The sequence below is a fragment of the Bacillus cereus group sp. BfR-BA-01349 genome, assembly GCF_022663795.1.
In the GTDB taxonomy this organism is placed as follows: Bacteria; Bacillota; Bacilli; order Bacillales; family Bacillaceae_G; genus Bacillus_A; species Bacillus_A cereus.
In genome coordinates, this window is sequence record NZ_JAKUGE010000005.1 from 85,727 (window position 1) to 110,375 (window position 24,649).

Genomic DNA, 24,649 nt, shown 5'->3' on the forward strand with positions numbered 1-24,649 from the left:
TCTTATTATATTTAACAAACAGATATACAAACTAATAATTCAATTCACATTAAGGAGTCAATGTTAGGAACTTAGAAAATGGTGGCCAGCCCCAACCCACAAATGATAATGTGTCTCCTGCCGATATTGGTGATAACCCTTTTAAAGACCATGTGTATCGGTTTGGAAATACCACTACCTCTCTATTTAAGGCGGTTGCTATTTTTTGTGCATTTGAAGCTCTTCCTAATTTAGCAGCCCCACAAGACCTTAAATATAAAGGTCCCGTTGCCTCACCTGCCAACGTAGAAATACGGTATAACTCTCTTAATTCAGGTGCTATACGCTGTCCTGTGACACTTAATCCGTTAAACGATTTGATTAACTTTTCCGATGGCACCCCATGCGTAACAAGGAGGGACCCTCCCTTATAATTTGCTGAAAATAAATATTTCATTGTTTTTCCACCATTAGTTGTTCCAATAAAATCAACACTATCCACCGCACCAGAAATCATATTCTCTGCTTTAAATTTCCCGATTAGAGAAGGAGCAGATTTTATTGTCGCTCCAATCCCTGTAACAAATGAACCTAAACCTAATATTCCAGAAGCTACACTTAATTGTCTAGATGTCTCTGGATCTGACTCTTCTGTTACAGCTGCTGCAATTCCAGTTGCTAAAGATGCCGTTTCTAATACAAGAGAAGTAGCAGCTAAAACTCCCGCTGTTGTTTTCACAAAGGCAAGTACGCCGCCTACCGCGACCGCACCTAATCCAAATGTAAAGGCAGAAAACAACAACCCTGCAACCCCTAGCCCAATTCCAACTGCTGCCCATGTACTAATATTTCCATTAGGATCGGTAAAACTTATTGGATCTCCAGGATAAAGATATGGATTTGGTCCACCTTCATCAAATGGACTCGCTTCATCTTGCTGCAAAAAACGCATTAGCAACGGACTATAGGCACGATTTCCCAAGTGATACAATCCTGAATGAGAATCGAAGGGTTCACCTGCAAATTGAATGGGAATTTGGTCATTCATATTTGTAAATCCATACGGTGTGTACACTCTTAGATTTCCTTTTTCTTTACAATCATTCATATTTACCCAACCATAATTACTTCCATTCATATCATTTAACAAACCATACTGCGCACGTTTACCATCTTTTTCAGACTTAATGTAACTTATTTGATCATTGATTTCTATAAAATCCATTGTTTCAACATCTTTTTCTGTATCTTCATTATTCGTTATGGATCGAATTAACTTATTATCTTTATCATAAAAAGTTGTAGTAGCTGTTTTTGTTTGCGTGCAATTTTGCATATACTTCCTACCTACAAAATCATCCGTATAAATGGACAAATCCTCTGCACTAGCTGCCGTGCTAACCAACTTTTCAAATGGATCATACGTATAATCTTTCTTTCCATCAAAAATAATATTTCCGGCTTTATCATACTCAATATCTATTTCCTCATCCTTAAAAGTTAAATTCTTAACCTTAATCAATTTACAAGGAGAATCTTCATCATAAATGAAAGTAGCAGTGCGCGGATCATCATTTAAATAACTTGTTGTAACACATTCAATATTATCAAATACATCGTAACTATACTCCAATTTCGTTATCTCATTTCCAAACATATCCTCAGGATAACTCGTTCCTTCCATTTCTGCTAAAATGATTTTCCCGAATATATCATATTGATACTTACATTGCACATTCTCTCCATCAAAATCTATTTCTTTAAAACTTATTTTTCCAGCATTATTGTATCCTACCGAAATATGCCCCATTGGTTTTAAATCTTGTTCTGAATCTTGTTTACATAAAAATTCTCGTTTGACCTCTCTACCCATTGCATCATAAGTAAATTTACTAATAAAATCTTCATTTTCCTCCCCTGTCATTCGAATTTCTAATGGAAAATCATTTGTATAGGTCATTTCCACCTCCAAATCCCCTTCTATAAAACCTATTACCTGTCCGCGTGTATTATAGCGATATTCGATTTGTTCACCACTCATTTTTTCTATCAGTTTTAAAGTACCGAATTCTGCATATACATATGCATTGTTATACTCATGTTTGTTTATTTCTAGTCTTTCGTTGCTAATATTCCGGTTACAATCATAAGTTATCTCACGGATTGTAGAATTATTTACTTGCTTAGTCACTAGCGATGTATTTGGATCATATTCATATAGGTATCTCATATGTTTGCCTTCCACGCTAACACTCGTAGGCTTATTATTTAGTTCCTTTGCATATTGAAATTTGATATGCTCCCCACGTGGAGTCTCCATTTGTTTTGGTTTAAAAGATCCATTGTTATATTGATATTTTCTAGGGGAATTCGCACCAACTTGCTCTTCTTCCAGCCTTTCAAAACGATCATATTTTCTTTCTCCCATTAATTTATTATTCACATAAATCTTAGTTTGCAATAATTTTTCAGAATACGGAGAGTATTCGTAACTAAATGTTCTTTCGATCAATTCTTTCGCTGATCCATTCTTTAACTCTCCTATCCACGACTCTTTAATGCAAGTAATTCTATTAAAGCAATCATATTCATATTTTTTTTCTAGAGAATCATATTCTTTTTCTAAAGCATCAAACTCACTCTTTAGAATACAAATCGTTTCCGTATCAATATTATTAAAATCATCGTAACTATACATTACTTTTTTTAAACTCGCATCCGACTTTACTCCATTTTTTTGAATTCCAATAGAAATTCTTCCGATTGAATATTTCCAAATACATCATATTTACAAATATGTTTTGAAACTTCATCCGTTTTATGATCATATTCCAAATATTCCGTCATCATTTCATCGATCATATCATAATTAGCATGATATATTACACCATTGTTATGTTCTATCTGTATTAATTTCCCAAACGAATCATACTTATATTTATTATAGATATCTATATTTATTTCCTCTCCGTCATTTGATATCAACTCATAATCATACGCATGTTCTTCTAGTAACTGTGATAGCGTGTTAAAAGAAGATTTTGCAATCACACGTTGATTTTCACCAGATTTGATTAACACTTCATTATTTAATCCGTCTAGATATGATTTTTTCACCATTTTATCTGGTGAAGTTTCAGTAACTACTAAAACACCCTTCTCTAATCCATATTCATACGATGTTTCAGCTTCATATTTTTCACTGCCAATGCCTGTAGTAACCGATTTAACTCGATTTAGAGCATCATAAGTATACTGTGTCTTATTTTCTTCTGAATCCACCTCGAGTAAGATTGCACCAGTACTTGCTGAAATATGACTTTGAGTACACAGAGTTAGTGGTTGAGAGTCTGTGGTTTCTTTTCTCATTTTTATAACTACTGCATCTGTTTGTGCCGTAGATACCTCATAATCAAAATACTCTGAGTGTACATACTGATCAGATAGATAGGTGGACTTTCTGTAGAGTAAACCATGCGTTAGTTTTTCATAATCAAGATGATAGAGATATACAACTTTTTTACACTCTTGTACTTTTCCCTCTACCACTTTTTGTTCTGTCATTCTTTCAATCAATTGAAACTCCTCTTTATTATCTAAGCTTGGTATTCGTTCATAAACATATTCCGTACGATAAAAGTTATTACTATCATTTTTATATTCATCTTTTTGAATCAAATATCGAATAAATCCATCTTTATTTGGCACATCATACTTAAATTTCTCTTTTTCGGCCCTCTCACGATCGATTAACAATACATTCCCATATTCATCATATTCATAATTAATAACCTCTGGCTCTGTTCGAGTTCGTCTCCCATCAATATAGGTAGTCTTTTTCTTTTTTACATATTGATATTGTAGCTTCTGATCCTTATAAGCTTTACTTGTATCTGCATAATACTTATAAGCGTGTTTTATCTGTTTCGAGTTCTCACCTTCATCCGTAGAAATAACTTCCTCTATTTGAAGATGAAATTTATTGTACTTCCTCGTAATAATGTACTGATAATAATTACTAAGGAACACAAACTCAGTGGTCTCATATTCATACAATGAATCACGTAAGTATACATTATCCTCAACATTAGGATTCCAAATTGCCTCCTCTTCATATCCCATAAAATTATGTCCATTCTCTGTATCATCATATTCATAATCGTGTCTTTCTGTATACTCTTTCATTGTAATTTCACCATTGGATCCCATATCCGGTGCATACATCGTAATATAATAAACACTTACAGCCGGAATTTCCTTATAAGGCCCATCCTTAGGTAATTTCAATCTAGCATTGTATGTGATTTCTTCAATAAATCGCTCCGTGTTTTTCACGTGGGTAATAAGGAATAGTGTATTTTCATCTTCTTTATATTCATCATATTTAAATTCATATAACACATTTTCAAATTCATGAGAGGCACATCGATGCAATAACCCACTTTCAGAATCAAATTCAAAACGAATTCCAGAAGCAAATTCCTTACTCGCCGGAAACACAAATAAATCTACTCCATTTTCCATCCATTCAAATTTTATTAGCTTCTTTGGTTTCTTTAGTTGTTTTAACTTTTTTCGTTTCTTTTGATTCTTTTGATTCTTTAGTTGCAGATTTTCCATTTCGACAACCTCTTTCAACACCACCGTTTCCATTGTTTCGTATCTAAATGTTAAATAGTGACCGGTTTCTTCTTGTAATCTTGTTATATAATACATATTAGGAGCCTGTTCCTCATCTACTAAACTTAATATTTCTTTTATACCATCTTTATAATTAATTTTTAATTCGTTCGTCTCCTCGTTCCAATCAAAAGAAAAATCTTTGATTCCTTTAGTTATAACTTGAAAATTTTCATCCACTTGAATCGTTCGTCCATCCCTAAGACTCACCAACCTGGTTTCTTTATTAAATTTACTTAATCCCAGCGACCACCCTCTTCCTAAACCCTCATTCACGGTCGAAAAATGATTATAGGATAAATTCAAATTAAGTTGTGGACCTCTCTGACTATTCCCTTTTATATTAGCTAATGGTAATGTAAAATTATAAGAACCCGTACGAGGATCAACGGAACCTCGTGTAAAGCTAGACAACGAAAAAGCATCTGATTTTAAACCTGCATTTACTGTTTCTTTCTTTTTTAAACCTTTGATTTTCTCAAATCTCTCTTCACTCTTTGACACTTTTGAAAATAAATCTGTTTCTTGATTGTTATTATCCCTTTTTTTCGACATCTCAATCTCTCCTAATATTTTATATGTTAATAACAATATACTTTTCTATCTTAAATAACTTAACTCCTTTTAAAAGGGAAATTTTTTTCAATCCAGCTAACAGAAGGTCAAAGACATTCTCAAAAGTTCATAAAATAGACATAGTTACCATTATCAATCTTACTTTTTCATCATGAAATGCATGTGCAATCAAAAAATGTATGCTAAAATATAATAGTACATTTCTGAATATTCATTCAAATATAAGTATAAAAAATTTAAGTTTATGAAGGAGATGTTCTATGAGCGCTAAAGATAAAAGAATTCAGATATTAAATTTACAAGATCATTATTGCCTGGCATGCAAACACCGTACAGCTTCTCATGCCTACTGTATTCGAAATTGTAATGTGGGGTATAGAATACATAAACTTGGATTAGAATTATTTCCACCAGAAAATTGTTATCGTCAAAAATCCGAAAAAAAATGGGATTCTTTATGTGAAGAAGCTGTCACCATGAGAGCAAACGGGGTGTCACTTTCTAAAATCGCTACAATATTGGGGTGTCATGCTAGCACAATACGTGAACAGATGAAAAGGCGAGATTTATTATAATCACTTCGTACCCTTCGCCACACTTACTATATGGATTTTTATAACTGTAGTTTAGATTACTACAGTAAAAATCCCGTTCTTTCAGAATCTATACTCTCCTGACGAACGGGATTTTTATACAGCAATTTATACAAATGTATTTTACCGCAAATCAATTTAATGTACTATTCCTTTTCTAGCCAAACTATAGGTACTTCCTTTTCACCAGACATCTCAAATTCAATTTCTCCATTTTCATGAAAAACACAATCAATAATCGGTATTGTTATCATAAGCTTTTCTAACTCTCTTTTCTTTTTCACTTCTCCCATATCAATAATAGACATATAATGCCTCCAACATTCATATATTTCAAATACTTCTTGATACAATCCATTCATAACATAATATTTCATACAACCATCATATTACGGATATTGACAGAATATGTATGCATTATATGAAACGATGCAATTTCATTTTCGATATCTTTCACACTTTTTTTCGCCCAATCAACATTTATTTGCAGTCCTATCCAGGTCAATTTCATCTACTCCAGAAAGTTTATTATATGTTTTATATGCTTTCCTATTTTTCCATTCACCTTCGGAAATTCATTTTCCAATTAAAAAATTCATTTTCAGGATTCTTTTCATATGTAAAAATCGCGTCAAATTTTTTTCCTTTTTTACTAGTTAATCCTTTTATCAGAACCTCTCCTTCTTTCAATAACTTTTTTACCATTGTCTTTGTTGGCTTTTTCTTCATAGTTGCTAAAAATTTATCGTTTTTCCATATAATAAATTTACAATCGTTTTTCCACTCTGAACATCCAAATCCCTTTTTACCCTCAATAATAACGCCAGAACACAAAGGACAATTACCTAAAATCTCAATCTCTTTTGGCGTTCTCGTAACTGTCTGTAAAAAAACTTCTTGATCATTCTTAATCAACGTTACAGCTTTTCTTGTGAACTCAAAAATAAAATTCAAGAAAACTTCTTTGCTTACCTTCTGTTTCTCCATATCAGATAGTGCTTTTTCTAACCTTCCTGTAAACTCCAAGTCAAATAATTCTTTAATCGGAAATATTTCAATAATTTTCCGACCTAATTCACTACAAGACAACATTTTTTCTTTCGAAAAAATATACCCAATATCCTTTAACTTTTTAATAGTTTCAGCCCTAGTAGCAGGAGTGCCGATGCTAAAACCATCTAATATCGATGCCTCTTCCTCATAATTTTTCCCACAATTCTCCATCACGCGTAACAATGTTTTTTCCGTATGATGTTTTGGAGGCTTTGTTATATGAGAAGTAACCTCAGCGTGACTGATAGCCAAATTCTCTTTTATTTCCACAAATGGTAACAACTTATCTTTGGATTCAATTTTATCAACTTTGCGCCATCCTTCAACTATTTGAACCCTCCCCTTTGCAACACACACACCTTTTATTGAAGAATGATTCAATTTTATTTGAATTCGTGTTTCTTCATGCTCTGCTACTGGCATGAACTGCATAACAAATCGATTTTTAATAGCCTCATATACAATTTCTTCATCTTTTGTTAATGATTTAGGGATAACATATGTAGGTATAATTGCACTATGACTTTCAACCTTTGCATTATTAAATACACGTTTTGTATGAACAAAAGCAATTTCATTTTCATACGGCAATCCTTCTTTTACAATTCCCAACACTTTAGCTACTCGTCCGTTTAAACTCTCTTCTACTGCTGTACTTCCTGTACGAGGATATGTAATATATTTTTTCTCATATAATAACTGTGCCACTTTTAAGACTTTATCCGCAGTCCATCCTTTATATTTACTCGTAACGAACCCTTGTAAATGAGACAAATTAAATAAAAAAGGAGGATATTCTTTTTTCATTTCTACCTGTTTCTCTGCCACTTCTCCTGAAGTATGTTGCAATATCGCATATATATCCTCTAAAGTTGCTTTATTTTTAAACTTCTCTCCTTGTTCTTCTATGTAAGCTGCTTCAAGCACTTCTTCTTTTTTCGTTCTAAAAGTAATTATTAACTTATAATAATTTTCAGGAACAAACCTTTCAATTTCTTTATCACGATCGTATATAATTTTTAATGTCGGCAATAATACACGACCAATATTTAACGTCTGTCCCTTCCCTGTTTGATACTTAAGCGTTGCTACTGAAGTTAAATTTATCCCTATCGTCCAATCTGCCCATTGCCTACTCACCCCCGCATCCTGCAGTGGGCGCAAATCTGAATTCAGTTTCATTTGTTTCAATCCCTTAATGACTTCATCTGGTGTCCATTCATTTAGCAACAAACGATACACTTGCTTAAGTGCTTTTATATGATAAATCACGCTATCACCTATAACTTGTCCCTCGCGATCATAATCACATGCTGAAATAATAGCATTAACATCTTGTCTAAATAATAAAGAACGAATGATATGTAATTGCTTGTGTGCTCCACTATCTGGCTTATTTTTATCTTTCGAACTATTTTTTACCTTATATTGAAATTTCTCCGGAATAAATGGAAAATTCCCCAAATGCCATGTATTCATTTTCTCATCATAATCTTTAGCATCGTATAATTGAAGCAAATGTCCAAACACCCATGTAACAATATACGTATCCCCTTCGTAATATCCATCATATCTAGGTTTTATTTTTAATGCATCCGCAATGTTTTTTGCAACTGATGGTTTTTCTGCGATAATTACTGCCTTCACTGTTACACTCTCCCAACTGTTTTATATCATTAAATTTTATTACATCAAACATATCACATATCAATAACTAATTATTATAGTCCTTATGTAACTTATCCTGCAAATATTTTATGCTCTACATTTCTTTTCAAGAGCCCGTTTTTTTATTTACCTATATCTAAAAATCACCTTTTGCACATATACCACCATTTCTTACTCAATAAGCTATAAACCCCAAAAATTATCCTCATTCTAGATTCGACTATCGCTAGCAAAATTGGAAAAACATCAGAGTATGTTGCAAATCTCATGAATTCTCAGGTTCACATAAAGACACCTATTTCTTAGAAAACAATGGTGCTAACGTAATCACTAAAACAGTAAACTTCACTTTTGTAATCACAAAAGAGGAGAACTATCCAGGCTGTGGAGAAAGTCTTGTTATATGTCAACCCTGATAAAAAAGAGGTAAAGGGGAGATTTTTTATGATGGGTACTTTAAAAAATCATCGTGATGAGCGTGTATCCGTTTCTGTAGAAGAATTAGTTCCGCAAGACCATTTCCTTCGTACGATTGAAGAGACAATTAGTTTTGATTTTATCGAGGAAAAGTTACGCCCTTATTACTGTGAAAACAATGGTCGTCCATCAATTCACCCTATCGTTTTATTTAAGATGATGTTTATCGGATATTTTTATGGTATTCGTTCAGAGCGCCAATTGGAAAAGGAGATTAAAACGAATATTGCCTACCGTTGGTTTCTAGGTTTTTCTCTTCCAGATAAAATTTCAGATTATTCTACAATCAGTTGAAATCGCCATACTTGTTTCATTCATACAAATATTTTCGAAGAAATTTTTAATGAGATTGTGAGTCAAGCGACCAAGCAGCGTATCGTTGATGACATATTCTACACACATTAAGACGAATGCTAATAAAAATAAATTTGTACATAAATATAAAAAAGAAAAGGCAAAGTTCTATATAGATGAACTAGAAGCTGCGGTAATCGAAGATCGTGAGATACATGAAAAAAATTAAAACACAGAAAGGAAAGTGATACCCCTACTAAAAAAAACTCGTATCAGTACTACGGATCGCGAAGAATATCGTCAATACAAATTGAATCCAGAAGACTACGCTGTGTGTCGACTACGCACGGATTGCTTTTCAAAGAAACAAAAAGTTATCACTCATCATATGTGGGAGAAATATAAAGATATCGCTAGAAAAAACAAGCTAACAGCTACAGGGAAAAGACTGTATAAAGTATGCTGTTCAACTATAGAGCGAATCTTTGCGGATGCAAAAGAACTACATAGCTATCGATATGCTCGGTTTCGAGGGCTGATGTCTGTCAAAATGTAGGCTTACCTCTCACCACAACTTGTCAAAATACGAAAAAAATGAACTGGACCTGGAGATGGTACACTAAACTGAAAAGAGGAACGCTATCCAGCGTTCCTCTCTCTATTTTATCTGTTTTTATTACGATATTTTCACAATTCTAATTCCACCTATATATCCAGCATCAAAATTCTCTACGATTATCAATGGTGCTTGGTTTAATTCCGTTACACGGAATGTTCCTTTTAATTCTCTATAGTCTTTTTCCACCAATTTCCCTGTACTAATAAGTCTATTGAAAACTGGTGGTTCCTCCGGACCTTTCGGGTCTTTCTTGTACGTCACTTTTAGGTGATGATCACCGCTTTCTGCTTTAACATATACTGTAATTTCATAATTCCCTCCCACTTGTAAATCTGTTACTGGGATTGTTTTAGAAATAGCAGCATGCCTAGAATCATAGAATACATATTCTCCTTTATATGCTTTTTCAGGATCTTTCAACAGTGTGATGTCTTGCCCCGCATAGAATTTCCATCCATTCACATTTCCATCTTCCCATTCATCATCAATTACTGGTACTATAACTACAATCAATTTCTTTACATATTTACCAAAACGATCAGTCACTTCAAATACAACTTCATATTCTCCTGGTTTTGAAGTATCCACATTACTTGATTTTACTTTCACATCATTCGTAATATCTTTGCCTAATGAGTCTTTTGCACGGAGACCTACTCTTGAATCTGTTAATGGATCGAACCTTTCGTCTTTTTCAATCTCAACATTATTTGCTTCAATGCTTGGTTCTCCTAGAACAAGGACTTTGATACTTTTTTCTGCTTTTTTTCCAAAACGATCGGTCACTTCAAATACAACTTCATATTCTCCTGGTTTTGAAGTATCCACATTACTTGACTTTACTTTCACATCATTCGTAATATCTTTGCCTAATGAGTCTTTTGCACGAAGGCCTACTTGTGAATCTGTTAACGGATTAAATAAATCACCTATTTCTAATTCAACATCATTCGCTTCAATACTTGGCTGCCCTAAAACTGTAACCTTGATTTCTTTTTCTGCTTTCCCACCAAAATTATCGGTCACTTCAAACACAACATCATATTCACCTGGTTTCGAAGTATCCACATTACTTGATTTCACCTTTACTTTTGAAGTAATATCATTACCCAATGAATCTTGTGCAGACAGCCTCACTCTTGAGTCTGTTAATGGATTAAACGATTCACCTTTTTCAATTTCAACATCACTTGCAATAATTGTAGGGTTTGAAAACACAGTTACTTCGATTGTTTTTTCATCACTTTCCCCATAGCTATTCTTTACATAATACGTCACATTATACACACCAGATTTCGACGTATTAACATTATTATCTGTCACAATAATTTCAGATGTCAAATCACCATCTATTTCATCAGTTGCTCTTAAATTTATTCCTGGATATGTTTTCGGATTAAATGTTGCTCCCACCGGAACACTTACATTATTCGCCTCTATTGTCGGTTTAGTAAAGTATGCATCAAATTCTATAATACCAATCTGATGTAGGTTATTAGATGCACCCGTCGCTGAACCAATAACAAAAGTATACTTTTGATCAAGTTCAAATGCAGGATTTGATAACTCCCATGTTGCATATCTTGGAGTACGTGGTTTCACTAATACCGTTGAATCATTAAAAGTTAAATCCTCAAGGTTTGCAGTTAATTTTTTATTGCGAGCATCCCAATGAATCGCCAGACGTCTCCAACGCCCATTTGGAGCAGCTATTCGCTGCATCTGAGCTAAGGCAGATAACCAACCTCTATTTTTATCCGTACTTACAAAACCAGCATGTGGATATCCATTTGGGAAACCAGGGAATGGGCCTCTCATTGCTCCATGTCCAAAAGAATCTCCTCGTTCATCTTGAGGAGCATTCGCATATGTGTCTAATTCAAATCCTATACCTTTTAGGGCGCCTAAAATCCCAAGTCCTCCACCCTTCTCCCCAACAAAACCAATTGATCCTCTATGAAATGCTATCGCAATACCATCTGCTCCATTACTTTTAGTTCCAAGAAAAATATCAGCTCTAAAAGTAAAATCATGTCTCATATCTAAAGCTGTCTTCCCTGCAATTGCTCCCGCTTGACTATTTGTAGCTTGCGTTAAAGTTGTAATATTAGTGGTTGAATTAAATGTTGCAGATCCATTCGTTTGAAAAATTGAGCGAATATCAATATAATCACTTGCCTGCACTGTTATTTCATCATATCCCTTTGAAATTGAATCTTTCATACTTTTCTCTCCTTCTATTTGTAAATTTTCAGTCTTCATTTGAAAGTATTCGATACCCTCCCTTTTATTCCTGCTAAATAACTACTATTACTCTTAATTATTTTCATTTTCCGACTCGGATTTCATCAGAGATGAAAATATCCCCGCGCTCACAATATGTTCCCACTGGTACTCTAAAGCAACATAACATATTTATCTGCCAACATTTATTCACTCACTATCGTAAACACTCTCCTTATCTAAATTCCTATTTTTATAAATTTAATCATCCACATAATTACATTCCTTTAAAAAGCTAAATATATCTGATAACACCATATTTCCCCATATCAATCCACTACGTTTTTATACTATGTAAGTTTTTTTTATATGATCTAAACTAAATAACCAATTCCTCTCTCAGGATTGAATTAACAAATGTTCCACAGAAATGCTCTTAAACAAAATGAGTCATTAAACTCTAAATTTCAAAATATTATTTGGTAACAAAAAAGAACTATGCTACTTTAGTAATACCATAATTCCCCTTCCTTATTATACTTTAGCATCTTATCCTATACTTTGTAACTTCATCCTCTTACAATACCCGTATTTTGAATTTTTATATCTGTATGTACCTTAAGTTTAGAATTTGATATAGCATTGGGCCAGTTTTGTTCTAGCCTTTTCCATTCATTGTATTTATAAGCACGAAGAAACGCCCCTATCCCTAATGGATCTATTGAATCTCTTTTGATATGTTGCATTAACAGACCAAAACGATTATCTAACTGTCTTTTCATTTGTTTTTCAAGTCTTTTCACATTTTGTTTTTCCTGGCTAAATGATTGTATTGGTTTACTATTTGTTTTTTCTATAATCGATGCAGTTATATACAAATTAAAATCAACATATAAAACTCCATTTTTAACATTAAAATTGACCTCTCTTTTCGCCTCCTCTTTTATCGCAGTAGCCTCCTCTTTTTTGTTATGGAATGAAATATGGTTAATATATAACTTCATTTCCCCCCTTTTTTTCTGTCTATTCAATAGCTGAAATAACGGAACCTCATCCACAGGTATACTTTCTACAAACTTTCCTGTTTGATTTAAAAACGCTAATCCTGTTACGATAACTTTTTTTCGCTTTACTTTTATAATAGGAACGGACTGCGTTACTCCTTTATCATTCAACTGCCTCAAAAGTTTCTGTACAGTCGATGGAACCGCCATATTACTGTGTATGGTTGATTGTATTAATTCTTTTAAATATATGGGTAACATAGGTTTATCTGAAAGCTTCATTTTAAAAGCCTCCATAACAGGACCATCTACAATTAAAATTTTAGCATTGGTTGAGCTCCTAGGGTCCCGAAATATCCCATCTAATTCTCCCATCCACTTTTTATTGTTAGCAACATTTCTACCTATTAACAAAATTTCTTCTTTAGATGCTGTAGCAACACCATTCATACTTGTATTAATTTTAGCATACGCTTCATATATTGTTTTTGCTTTTACAATATTTTCAGTTGTATTTTTTGATGCATCTTCTTGCAAAAAAGGAGAAATGGTTCCGACAAGAAAATCCCCTTCTTCATCACAATCAATACCAAGTAACAAAAATAAATTTACTTTTTCTATTGGTATACCATGGTGGCATCCGTTCAAACATATTGAACATGCAATAAGAAGGATTACAATCTTATACTTCCACATTAACGCCACCTTCCTTTCATCGTTCCTTTTGCGAGGGTATAAATAAATAACAGTGTTGGTATAACTACGAAAAATATTATATTTATGAAATCTGTAAATTCATATATTTTCAATAACATATTTAAATTAAAATGAAAATAACCTACACAAAACGTCATACACATAGATAAAATAAGTGAAATATTGTATTGCTTCCACTCTCTAAAGACCTCTTGCATAGATGTTGTTGCAAAAAATAGATATGGAATGATCGTAGTTGAAAACATAAACAAATAATAGGCTATATAAATAATCTCAAATCGCTCTAAAAAATCAAACTGAATCCCCTTTAACAAATGAAAAACCGGCCAAATTAAATGTTTAATTCCTTCTGGACTCAAATATACATAACACAATAACGTTACATACAAAAACACAATGAGCGTCAACGTATTGGCAATCAAAATACCTTGCATTGCTTTATCCTTCCTACTCAAAAATGGGTATAAAAAATAGGCAATTTCTAATCCCGCATATGGAGTAATAGTTTCTTTCATAGCAATAAAGATTGGCTTCCATCCTTCTTTAATAACAGGTAATACGTTCAAAGGGTGAAAACTATTATTCAAAGAAAAAATAAGGAGGACTGGTAAACAAATAGTTAGAAAAAACACAACCTCGTTATATTTTGAAATTGCCTCTACACCATGTCTCACTAAAACAAATAATGGAAGCAATAGCAACACCACAATTTGATAGGAAGGTACAGAAGGAAAAATCCATACCTTTACTATATCAATTGCTCTTAGTAACGTATTAAACCCTACAAACGCAAGGTAAAACGAATAACATATCAGAAGCAGCCTTCCTAAAAATCTCCCAAAATACAACGTAAGTATCTCATGAAAGGTCATTTCCTTGTGAGCATTCATCAAAAAGACGATAAAGACACCTACTACACTTGTAAGCCCCCAGCCTAGGATCACGGATATCCATCCATCTGTTCCAGCGATGGCAGCAATCGAGCTCGGCATAATTAAAATTCCAGATGCTATTTGCAATGTATGAATACACAAAATATATTCTAGAACTGTTATTTTAGCTTTTCTATGGCTATTCATCCTTATCCCCTTTATCCAACTCAGTTTTTTGCTTTACTTCTTGCTGTGGTTTTGCCACCTGAGAACGCTTTGACAAAAGAGGACTCGGAATTCGTATCAACATATCTTTCCAATCTTTTTTAACAAATGGTGCCAGCGGGGTACCATACGGAACCCCAAACGATTTTAATGTAACCAAATGCGCAATTAAAACCATAACACCACTAATGATGCCAACAATTCCATAAAAATAGGCTAAAATCATCATTGGAAATCGAAGTAATCGGACACAACTCGATAGATCATAATTCGGAATAATACATGAAGAGATTGCTGTAATAGAAACAACAATGACCATAATATTACTAACCAATCCTGCTTGTACAGCAGCTTGTCCAACCACAATCCCCCCCACAATTCCGATAGTTTGTCCCGTAGGCTGTGGTAACCTTATTCCGGCTTCTCGTAACATTTCAATTGTAAATTCCATGATAAACGCTTCAACTAAAGGAGAGAATGGAACCTTCACTCTAGATTTTGCAATTGATAAATATAGATCTAGGGGAATAATTTCAAAATGATAATTGACGATCGCAATATACATAGCTGGCAACAATACCGCTAAAATAAACCCTATCACACGTAAAATACGTAAAAACGAAGCAATACTCCAACTTATATTATAATCATCAGCTGTTTGAAAAAAACCAGCTAAATTTATGGGAATAATCATCACGCTAGGAGAATGATCTAATACAATTGCTATTTTCCCATCCAGGATATGCTTAACAATTGTATCTGGTCTCTCACTTGTAAAAAACTGTGGAAAAGGCGTCCAAATATCCTGTTGCATAAATCGGGCTAATTCTCCTACATGTATAATTGTATCTATTCGAATGTTCCCAACTAAATACTCCGCTTCTTCTAGTAGATCTTTATTCGCAACATCACTTAAATAGAGAAAATAGACAGATGTCTTTGCTCGATCACCGACTGTACTCTTCTTTACTTTCAACTCTTTTGAAGGTAAGTACCCGCGAATTAGTCCAATGTTGGTAGAAGCATTTTCTACAAAGCCATCATGCGCCCCTCTTATTATAGACTCAGATGTGGGTTCTTCAATTCCACGTTCAGTGCCACCTTTTGTTTGAATAACATATCCCATGCTAATACCTTCTAAAAAAAGAACGCTTTGTCCTTCTAATATCGAACTAGTTACCTCTTCCCATGTATTTACCTCCTTCATATACACGGAAATAACCATCGGGAAGTCTTCCACACTTTCTATTTGTTTAGCTTCGAGTAATGGAAGTACTACATTATTTTTTAAAGCGATATTGTCAGTTAAGCCCTCTAAATAATACAAAAAAGCTTTCTTTCCTGTTTTTAAATGTAATATATACTCGATTAAATCATCACTGGGATGAAAAAATCTGAATATTTTCTTCTGATATTCAGATTTTGTTTTTTGCATAATTATTTCATTGTTCTGAGAGTCCTTTTGTTTTATTGGCTTCATAATTTTTTTTATTTGCATATTCTTTTTTGCAAAAAACAATTTGTCACTTCCTTATCTACATAAATACATTTTAAAACTCTTTTATATCTATAATGCAGTTTCAACTTAATTTTATACCCGTAATAAAAATCCCATCTCCTTTTCCTAACAGCTAACACTGCATAAATTCAAAGCAGCATATAAAAAAACGTGTTTTCTACAAATAGAATTTACCCTATCTGTAAAAAACACGAATTTACGAAAATTAAAATTTATATTAATCAAACCTAATTTATTTTCCACTCACTAAAAAAAATCTTAGTTAAAGTAGCTTGGCTCGACTAATATTTTTCTCGTTTTTAAAAATGTCAATATAAGACTTTTTCTAAAAATGATTTACATAAGCAACTAGGTATGTACAAAATCATTTATCACTCTACAATCCCCATAACTTCCAGATATGTTACATTCCATAATTCTCTTTTTATGCTACCCATATCAGGTGTTAATCACTCAATAATACCGATATACATTTATTATATGAACCAACTTGCTTTTGTAATTTTTTATAAACAGAATGAATATACAGCTCTTTAGAAGTATCATTATGTTCAAATTCTCTCGAATAGGATTGAACCAATTTAACGATTACGTCTTGGTTTATCCCTTATGATGAACCCGATATACCTACCAGTAAAAATTGCAACACTGTAAAATGTAAAATAAATGTTATATAATTCGTCCCTACAGATTGAACCTCATAAGGAAACATATAATGCATAAACTAATATACACAAAAATTCTCAAGAATATATGCTTGTAAATTCATATATGGTGCATAAAAACGCTCCATTAAAAAATGATGTTTTTTATAATTTCATTAAGTATAATTTCTTTATCTGGAAGAATTTCCATACCGTCCAAAAATAACGATAAACATTCAACAAACCTTTCATTCAAAGTAAGATGTTTGTTGATAATTTCTTGTATCCCACCCATTAACAGGGAATTTTTTAAATCTAAATATTTTATAGGATTACACCCCCTTAACTCTTCTATCTTTTTCATAGCTAATTTGATTGATTTTGTCATACCTTTTTAGCATGAATACTTATTTCTTCAAAAAATACGCCTATTAACCAAAGACGTTTAGATATTGAATATTCTTTTGTTTGTATTATTTCCATGATAATAGAATGCATCTGGTTCATATATTTGCGATTCGTTTTTTCAGTGCTCTTTGTTAATGGCAAGTGTTTCTCTTTATTATGAAGTAAATTCCAACTCGGAGTTGTTTCTGTTAATAGAACTAAACGAGTAATTTCCGGACAAGATAGCTCTCCCGTTTGAAAATATTCAAGGTTTATTTTTTTCAATTCTAGGATAACTTTGGCATGTATGACATAAGCTATCTACTCCAAATTTTGTATGAATTCTACACAAACCTTGATTACTTAAAAAAGGACAAGTATGTTGTTTTGTTAATTGGACTACGCCATAAGAATTATCTGAATATGCCTCCCTAAAGAATAACTTTATAAAAATTTTCTGTTTTCAAAAATGGAAAAGGCGAATACTCTATCATTCGCCTTTCTTGAAATATACCCGTTTGTTTTCACATCAAATATAATTTTTAATTAATAATACTTCTGTTCTTGATAATATTCCATTATATATTCTTCATTCATTGCTGGACCATCACCTTCTACTGATTCGGCTAAATTATCTTCATCAATTACAACAACTGTTCCATCCGCAAAATTATACTGTGGGCTGTACCAACTACAAATTGGATCTACCTCTCTAAACATCTCAGGGTCAACAACTTTCCCCTCGCCGGGTGGAAACTGACTCACAACCCTAGAATCAAATGCGCTTATAGGGAACTCCTTAAATAACACTGTAGAATATAAAGATGCGCCTAGTATAGTATTGTTTGCCCCTACTAAATTCAAAGTACTATCAGGCCCATAAGAAGAGAAACTAGAAGGTCTATTTGACCAATCAAAAAGACCACTAGAATTAGCTGGTACAATAGTCCATGTTGATGTACCATTAGAACTTTTAGAATTGATATTTCCAAACTAATAATCTTTTCCGTTATAATAATGTACCCCTCTTTATCTACCAGAAATTTCCGTCGATATGTTAATATCAGAATCCATTACAACTAATGTAACTCTTATAAGTGTTCTTGCCGGAACAGTTACCGGTACGGAAACTTCCCATAATTTCTCATTAGATTTTGTAGTAGTGGTTGAGCTATGATTATATTCTGAAGTAAACGAAATTTCTAAAGAGTGTTCATATCCTCCCTCACCAAATGGGAATTTCGCTTTTACATACGCCTTTGATGTCGATTTTACTTCTGCTCCTACTTTATATCCTTCTGTCGTTGAATTAGTCACTGGTTTGATTGGTTTTTCTGAATATTCAATATAACAATCTGTGGATTACTTGTATTCTTTGTAACAACTTGCGTTGCAGTAACTTTTGCTTGCGGTATGACCGAAAATGAAGTTTGCTTAGGTACAACTAAAGCATCTCGCACCTCCTTTGCATAAATGCCTCCATCATTTGTTGGTGTCCCCCCCATATAAAACAAATTGAACATAATATTCATACCAATTTACAAATGTCACCAGTTCCATTTCCCCCCTTGACTTGATATATTGTTCCATGTTATTCCCTTACCAAGTATTTTGTTATGATCCCCCTATAGTAGACAGTTGAAAGAAAGTTACTTTACTGTTTATTATGGAGGGGATTTTAGGCCTACAAGAAAAACGTGCGAGGTCTAGAAATAAATGAAATAAGTCAAGATGCTAGAATAAAACGATTAGAAGCGGAAAACGCATACTTAAAAAGCTATTAGCTACGAAAATTGGGATGAGATCAAAAAAGTAAAACAGTAGACTACGAGGTCATTCATACCTTAAAACAGAACTTTTCAATTGTATTGCTTTGTGAAATTGCAGGTGTTTCAAGAAGTGGATATTATAAGTGGAGAAAAGAATCGACAATGCGTCGTGCCGGAAAATCTGTTAAACAGAAAGTTTCCCACTACAAGACAAAATGAAAAATGAGTACATATATAACCTGAGGGTGTTGCAAAACTAAAATAAATATGCAATGTTATAAATCAGAAAAACTAGCTGGATATGCAATAGATAGCGGTTTTGTCCATACCATCGAGGCTGTTCCAGCCCTTTATCTTTGAAATTGCTAAACTGCTGTTCAATTTTCCCGCGCTCTTTCATCAACTGTTTCCCAAAGGTTGTAGTTACATAAAGTGATAACATACGGCGGTGTGAACTTTTAATTTGTTCGCCATTTCGTGAGTTAATGGGATTTACCGGAAAGATATCACACGTACCTGCAATTTTATAAATGTGTCAGCTATCATAAGCGGCATCCGCTATAGAAAACAACACATGTTGGTCTTCTATGTCTTGAAGTAGTACAGGTGCCATCTTGCTATCGTGTACGTTTGCTGTTGTAAACGCGTAAGATAATACAACACCTTCTGGTGTTGTACAAACATGATCCTTATATCCTTTATACCAACCATAACGGGTAGATTTTCCCCCTTTCGCTTGTGAATCATACAAACTACTCCGTAAGGCTGTGCTATCAATTAAGACGCAAGGAATCAGTCCTAAATTAAGTTCCTGAAGAAGCTTTTCATGAATGATTGGAATACCTTCTTCACGAAACCAAATGCCTACACGTGAAAAAGTAGAAATATGAGGAACAAAAGATAAACCACAAGATGCACGAAAGAAAGGGTATTGATGCAAAAAACGAGTCAATTTGCGTAAAGAATTGATTTGGAATACAGTTTTCAAGAAAAAACATTTGAGTAAAGCTTTTCTACAAATGGGTGGACGGCCTGTAATAGGCGGAACGCCTTCTATGGTTAAACTGTCTACATACGCAAATAAAATTTGTAAAATGGATTGATTCTGAACCAAATTGGTTATCATAATAGTAAATCCGTCCTTTCTGGAAATAGTTTGGATTATTATTCTTCTCCCAGGAATACGGATTTTTTTATGCATTCATTTTTGGATATTTATGAGTTTTGCAACACCCTCAACCTATCTTACCTTTAACAATAAGCGCATATATCTTTCCGTGATACTAGACTTACAATAACGCAGTTGTTGCCTACCAAATGAGCGAATACAATAACTTAAAATTACTTACAGACACAATCAATAAAGCCTTAAGAAAAAGAAAGTTCCACGAAACAATATTACATAGCGACCTAGATTATCAGTATACGTCAAAAAATATAACCAATTACTTAAACAGCACAAAATAACTGTGAGTATGTCTAGAAGGGAATTTGTTACAATCATGCATGTATAAAGAGTATTTTAGTCATTTTCAGGCGGAATACTTTTATAGACATACGTTTCATGAAAAAACAGAAGTTTTTAAGGCTATTAAAAGATATATTTACAATAACAAAAAATTAAACAACCTTAGTCCGAACTAAGGTTGTTTAATGTAAAGACACCCCATCTATTACTGTCTACTTGACAAGGGTAAGACCACCTAACATTTGTCAATCTAATATATTTTAAGTTAGAAAGTCTTACCTCCCGGACTGTTCCCTGGCTCAGAATCAATTGAAGTATCTTCATCAATTATTCCCCCAAAAAAATTACTCTCTTTTTTTCAACGTGTACCTCTACTGATACATGTCATACTCTTTTTTCTTTATTTCATGCTGTTTATAGCAAAGCATATACTAATTGTTTTTTACAATTATCGACCACTCCGTCCTTCATAAACTAAAATATCTTTATTTTGCACAACAGCCCAAATTTTTAACTTTACATCCTTTGCAATCCCTTTTCCTAAATTATACTCAAGAATATTTATTTTCAATTTATTTTTATCATTCATACCATAACGTCGTTTTTCACTTTGTAACCCTTTGTTAATAGATACCTTATATTCCGTTATGTGCGATAAAATATTTTTATCTATGTTGTCAAAATACAGTCCATCTACATATGTTCCATCTTGACTCAAAATCCATGAACTTAATGTATGCGCATCTTTAATCTGTCGTTCTGTCACTATTCCAAATTCAGCAACTTTCACTTTAAGGTTTGGATTTTTTTCATCCACTGCAAATACTCCAATTTTATTTTCCGCACCAGGTGCACTACTGCGTGTACCAAAACTTATCGTTCTTTCCCCATTTTGATCTACTACACTTGAATCAGGAAGTATAGGTTCCCAAGTATCATCATTAAACAGTAGCTGATAACAAACTTTTTGATTTGGAAATTTAGAAAGTTTTACACTTTGTAATTTATATTTGCCTGCATTATCATCATATATTGTATCCCATTCCTTAAAAGCATGAGATTTTTCAATGTTTTCCATCATCTTCCACTCTGTAAGAGATATATCATCAAAATACAATCGAGTGCTCCCATGATTTTTCAAACCAATATTCCCGAAATATTCTGGATTCGCTCCTGTATTAAATGAAAATTCAACAAGTTGCCAAACGTCTCCATCTACCATTCCTTGAATTTTTGCGCCACGACCTCCATTCCCTATTGCATTAAGTTCTCCTACAAAGAACGTCGCTTCTGTATTTGCCCATTTTTCTGTTTTTACATAAGCTCTTGCTGTATAACTTGTATATGGTTTTAAATTTTTTTTTATAACCGCGTAACCTGGACTTGCATTCCCCTCTAACATGGCATGAGTCGTTCCAGTATAACCACCATTTACTGTATATATATCGCTAAAATGATGTTTACCATTCTCAAAATCATAATACGTTTCAGGGATATATAACGTCATCTCCATACCACGTTTCCATTTTACATCATATATTTTTTTATTTTGCATATTTGCTAACTGCTTCTCAATTTCTTTTTTTGTATTTTCGTTTGTAATAATATTAACCGCCGACTCTTCCAAAACAATATCCTTCCCATTTTCATCTGTGTATACCATTCTGCCATCCTTCTCTGTTACATCAAAAGCTTTTTTAATCGCTTCTTTTACCGTTATTTCCGGCGTTTTATCTTCTGGATCTCGTGAATCTTTCGCAGCAATTCTCCGTTCTAAAATTTCTTTACTTGAACCTATATTTAAGGTTAAAGCTCCTGATACTGCATCTATATTTGTCCGAATAGGACCCCATTCGCCACCAGATACTAGCTTTCCATCCTCAGTGATTTTTCCATACTGTCCCCTGTATTGAGTAGTCTCAATATTCAAAATCTCTCGCCCATCTTGAATTTTATCCAGATTCTCTGCATTAACAGATATTTTAACAGTCCCCGCTTCATTTGCCTGCGTCAATGAGATTGGCGCTTTTCCTTTTTCAGGATATGTTGCGCCAGGTCCTAAGCTATTACCAATCGTATTTCCACTTGCCGTGACCGTCGCAATCGATTCTCCTGAATTTTGTAATACAAAGTTCGAAGTCGGCCTTAAATCATAAATGCTTGCAGTCCCTCCATTATAGTAACGTATGTTTGCATTCAAATACGCTCGTTCAGAAAGGTTAATATTTATTTGCTTTGACCAACTTTCGCTTTCTGTATTTGCAATGGAAGTACTACTACTCCAAGAACGCGTATATTTAGGAGAAAAATCAAATGAAAACCCATCTTTATTAAAACCAAATTTCGCGCCAATATCTACACTATTCGTTGTCGTATTACTATTTGTTACCGTTTTTGATTTTGTACCAGAAGCCCCTTCTTGTACAGTTTCATTTTTTGAAAAATGGAATCTTTCCATCCCAACACTAACAGATGGATATGCTGCAACAAGTGGATCTCTAGCATCATATTTTGTAGCTGCAGGCATTCGGCCTGTTATTTTTTCAAAATCTGTATACGGATCTGCAGCTGTTCGAGCTTTTCGTGGATTAGATACATATTTTTTATAACCTTTTGTAGCATATGCATCTTTCCAAGCGACAATTGCATTATTTTTAAATGTATACCCTTTCACCTCCAAAACATCTGGAATTCCATCTTTATCTGTATCCATACGTTTACGTTCAGTATCTCGTTTTTGCCTAGATTCAAAGAAATTCTGATCTGACAATAATGCCTTTTCATCTTCAATCACTTCAGTTTTTTTTGCGAAATCAGGAGATACAAGCTGCTCTTCTGGTATAAGCGTTTGTTCCCCTCGATCCTTACTCCAAAACAATTGAATTTCTTCTATTTTCCCCTCTTCAATTCGCTGTTCTATTTTCATTTCATACATTGTATCTTTTTCAAGTTGTATCGCCTGTATTTCTTCAGTTTGATTTACAATTGTTTGACCATTTACCTGAATGATAACGTTAACATTTTTAGAGGTAGATAACACATATTCTCCAGTTTCATCCGCCTTAATATTTCCTATCCACCGGATAGACTTCACATTTGCCGTATCAACTTTTATTTTTTCTTTATTACTTAAAATATTTTTTTCACCCACTTGAATAAAAGCCAAATTTTGAAACTGATGATCTGTAAAATATTGACCAATCAATCCTGTAGACGCTTCCTCATTCTTTTGTTCATGGTACATTCGCTTTTGTTCGTTACTCCTTTCCAAATCTTTTTCAGCAAAAGAGGGACTCGGGAATATTGCTATTTGTGCCAAAAACGTTGTAATGGATAAACATTTATATATTTTTTTCAAAACCATTTCCTCCTCGTTTTATCTAAAATAATGGAAATATAAGTTCCTATTGATGATTTAACTACAGTAAAAGTGTCTATACTGCTTACTATAAAAAATAAGGGGGGTGGATAAATAATAGTAAAATTATACATAACTACTAAACATAGATTGACTCCACATGATTTATTCCAAGAAAAATAAAGAATCAAGAACTCTTTTTTTAAACAGCACCTTATAGCTGTTCTTTTAATTCTGGAGAGGAGCTCCGCTACATCTGCATCTCCAGTTTTAGGGAGATGCAGACAGTCGTTTCTCTTACGTACATATTTTCAACTCCAATGGAATTGATTATTCAAAAGACGTTATCCACTAGGACATACACAATATTTGTCTCCAGTAGAGGAGAACAAAGTTCGTCAGCTGTTAACTGCCAATACAACTGCCGAAGAAAGGATTAGCCCTAAAACATACATTCGAGATTGCTACGCACTACACACTTCTTGATTTCTTCGTGAGAAACAAAAACAACTTCCTACATATAG

Annotated in this window: 16 protein-coding genes and 2 pseudogenes; 2 read left to right on the top strand and 16 right to left on the bottom strand. The window is 33.4% G+C overall.

The window, feature by feature from the left end:
• Positions 1 to 49: 49 nt before the first annotated feature.
• Positions 50 to 2,677 carry an RHS repeat-associated core domain-containing protein gene (locus tag MR169_RS04925; RefSeq protein WP_242319037.1) on the bottom strand — a complete coding sequence of 876 codons (2,628 nt, stop codon included), beginning with the start codon at positions 2,675 to 2,677 and terminating at the stop codon, positions 50 to 52.
• Between the two features lie 26 nt (positions 2,678 to 2,703).
• A complete protein-coding gene (locus tag MR169_RS04930) occupies positions 2,704 to 5,214 on the bottom strand; it encodes a hypothetical protein (RefSeq protein WP_242319038.1) in 2,511 nt (836 codons plus the stop codon).
• Between the two features lie 281 nt (positions 5,215 to 5,495).
• Here MR169_RS04930 and MR169_RS04935 point away from each other — a divergent pair, with 281 nt between their 5' ends.
• Entirely contained in the window at positions 5,496 to 5,810 is a 315-nt protein-coding gene (locus tag MR169_RS04935; RefSeq protein WP_242319039.1) for a zinc-finger domain-containing protein, read from the top strand.
• 164 nt (positions 5,811 to 5,974) lie between these two features.
• On the opposite strand, the gene MR169_RS04940 is transcribed toward MR169_RS04935, so the two are convergent.
• The 3 genes from MR169_RS04940 to MR169_RS04945 form a co-directional block, all read right to left on the bottom strand.
• On the bottom strand, positions 5,975 to 6,136 hold the full coding sequence (locus tag MR169_RS04940) for a hypothetical protein (RefSeq protein WP_242319040.1): 162 nt from the start codon (positions 6,134 to 6,136) through the stop codon (positions 5,975 to 5,977).
• A gap of 65 nt (positions 6,137 to 6,201) precedes the next feature.
• Positions 6,202 to 6,333, bottom strand: coding sequence for a hypothetical protein (locus tag MR169_RS28175; RefSeq protein ID WP_255846430.1), 132 nt, complete (start codon positions 6,331 to 6,333; stop codon positions 6,202 to 6,204).
• A gap of 56 nt (positions 6,334 to 6,389) precedes the next feature.
• Positions 6,390 to 8,528 carry a type IA DNA topoisomerase gene (locus MR169_RS04945; protein ID WP_242319041.1) on the bottom strand — a complete coding sequence of 713 codons (2,139 nt, stop codon included), beginning with the start codon at positions 8,526 to 8,528 and terminating at the stop codon, positions 6,390 to 6,392.
• A gap of 465 nt (positions 8,529 to 8,993) precedes the next feature.
• Between MR169_RS04945 and MR169_RS04950 the strand changes: the two are divergent.
• Positions 8,994 to 10,019: pseudogene (locus tag MR169_RS04950) on the top strand (transposase).
• Here the strand turns inward: MR169_RS04950 and MR169_RS04955 are convergent.
• The 11 genes and pseudogenes from MR169_RS04955 to MR169_RS05005 form a co-directional block, all read right to left on the bottom strand.
• The gene (locus MR169_RS04955) at positions 9,997 to 12,162 is read right to left on the bottom strand and encodes a lectin-like domain-containing protein (protein ID WP_242319042.1); all 2,166 of its coding nucleotides are present in this window, start codon (positions 12,160 to 12,162) and stop codon (positions 9,997 to 9,999) included. The pseudogene MR169_RS04950 and the gene MR169_RS04955 sit on opposite strands and share 23 nt — an antisense overlap.
• Before the next feature lie 569 nt (positions 12,163 to 12,731).
• Positions 12,732 to 13,862, bottom strand: a complete 1,131-nt coding sequence (locus MR169_RS04960) for a Ger(x)C family spore germination protein (RefSeq protein WP_242319043.1) — start codon at positions 13,860 to 13,862, stop codon at positions 12,732 to 12,734.
• Positions 13,862 to 14,962: a GerAB/ArcD/ProY family transporter gene (locus tag MR169_RS04965; protein WP_242319044.1), complete on the bottom strand. Its 1,101-nt coding sequence runs from the start codon at positions 14,960 to 14,962 to the stop codon at positions 13,862 to 13,864. Before MR169_RS04965 ends, MR169_RS04960 begins: the two co-directional genes overlap by 1 nt.
• Complete coding sequence (locus tag MR169_RS04970; protein WP_481746815.1) at positions 14,955 to 16,478, bottom strand: spore germination protein; 1,524 nt, start codon at positions 16,476 to 16,478, stop codon at positions 14,955 to 14,957. The genes MR169_RS04965 and MR169_RS04970 overlap by 8 nt, the downstream gene beginning before the upstream one ends.
• An 813-nt stretch (positions 16,479 to 17,291) precedes the next feature.
• Positions 17,292 to 17,531, bottom strand: a complete 240-nt coding sequence (locus MR169_RS04975; RefSeq protein ID WP_242319045.1) for a hypothetical protein — start codon at positions 17,529 to 17,531, stop codon at positions 17,292 to 17,294.
• Positions 17,528 to 17,815, bottom strand: a complete 288-nt coding sequence (locus tag MR169_RS04980) for a hypothetical protein (protein WP_242319046.1) — start codon at positions 17,813 to 17,815, stop codon at positions 17,528 to 17,530. The genes MR169_RS04975 and MR169_RS04980 overlap by 4 nt, the downstream gene beginning before the upstream one ends.
• Before the next feature lie 261 nt (positions 17,816 to 18,076).
• Positions 18,077 to 18,394, bottom strand: coding sequence for a hypothetical protein (locus MR169_RS04985; RefSeq protein WP_242319047.1), 318 nt, complete (start codon positions 18,392 to 18,394; stop codon positions 18,077 to 18,079).
• A gap of 165 nt (positions 18,395 to 18,559) precedes the next feature.
• Entirely contained in the window at positions 18,560 to 18,847 is a 288-nt protein-coding gene (locus tag MR169_RS04990; protein WP_242319048.1) for an ETX/MTX2 family pore-forming toxin, read from the bottom strand.
• Entirely contained in the window at positions 18,844 to 19,053 is a 210-nt protein-coding gene (locus tag MR169_RS04995; protein WP_242319049.1) for a hypothetical protein, read from the bottom strand. The genes MR169_RS04990 and MR169_RS04995 overlap by 4 nt, the downstream gene beginning before the upstream one ends.
• A 502-nt stretch (positions 19,054 to 19,555) precedes the next feature.
• Positions 19,556 to 20,425, bottom strand: a pseudogene (locus MR169_RS05000) (transposase).
• A 790-nt stretch (positions 20,426 to 21,215) separates the two neighbouring features.
• The gene (locus MR169_RS05005; protein WP_242319050.1) at positions 21,216 to 24,131 is read right to left on the bottom strand and encodes a binary toxin-like calcium binding domain-containing protein; all 2,916 of its coding nucleotides are present in this window, start codon (positions 24,129 to 24,131) and stop codon (positions 21,216 to 21,218) included.
• Positions 24,132 to 24,649 lie beyond the last annotated feature (518 nt).

Excerpts from the sequence above, each read along its gene's own strand:
- MR169_RS04930 (WP_242319038.1), bottom strand. The coding sequence starts at position 5,214 with ATGTCGAAAAAAAGGGATAATAACAATCAAGAAACAGATTTATTTTCA.
- MR169_RS04995 (WP_242319049.1), bottom strand. The coding sequence starts at position 19,053 with ATGTTCAATTTGTTTTATATGGGGGGGACACCAACAAATGATGGAGGC.
- MR169_RS04940 (WP_242319040.1), bottom strand. The coding sequence starts at position 6,136 with ATGTCTATTATTGATATGGGAGAAGTGAAAAAGAAAAGAGAGTTAGAA.
- MR169_RS04975 (WP_242319045.1), bottom strand. The coding sequence starts at position 17,531 with ATGACAAAATCAATCAAATTAGCTATGAAAAAGATAGAAGAGTTAAGG.
- MR169_RS04925 (WP_242319037.1), bottom strand. The coding sequence starts at position 2,677 with ATGTATAGTTACGATGATTTTAATAATATTGATACGGAAACGATTTGT.
- MR169_RS04965 (WP_242319044.1), bottom strand. The coding sequence starts at position 14,962 with ATGAATAGCCATAGAAAAGCTAAAATAACAGTTCTAGAATATATTTTG.
- MR169_RS04935 (WP_242319039.1), top strand. The coding sequence starts at position 5,496 with ATGAGCGCTAAAGATAAAAGAATTCAGATATTAAATTTACAAGATCAT.
- MR169_RS04970 (WP_481746815.1), bottom strand. The coding sequence starts at position 16,478 with ATGCAAATAAAAAAAATTATGAAGCCAATAAAACAAAAGGACTCTCAG.
- MR169_RS04960 (WP_242319043.1), bottom strand. The coding sequence starts at position 13,862 with ATGTGGAAGTATAAGATTGTAATCCTTCTTATTGCATGTTCAATATGT.
- MR169_RS05005 (WP_242319050.1), bottom strand. The coding sequence starts at position 24,131 with ATGGTTTTGAAAAAAATATATAAATGTTTATCCATTACAACGTTTTTG.
- MR169_RS04955 (WP_242319042.1), bottom strand. The coding sequence starts at position 12,162 with ATGAAAGATTCAATTTCAAAGGGATATGATGAAATAACAGTGCAGGCA.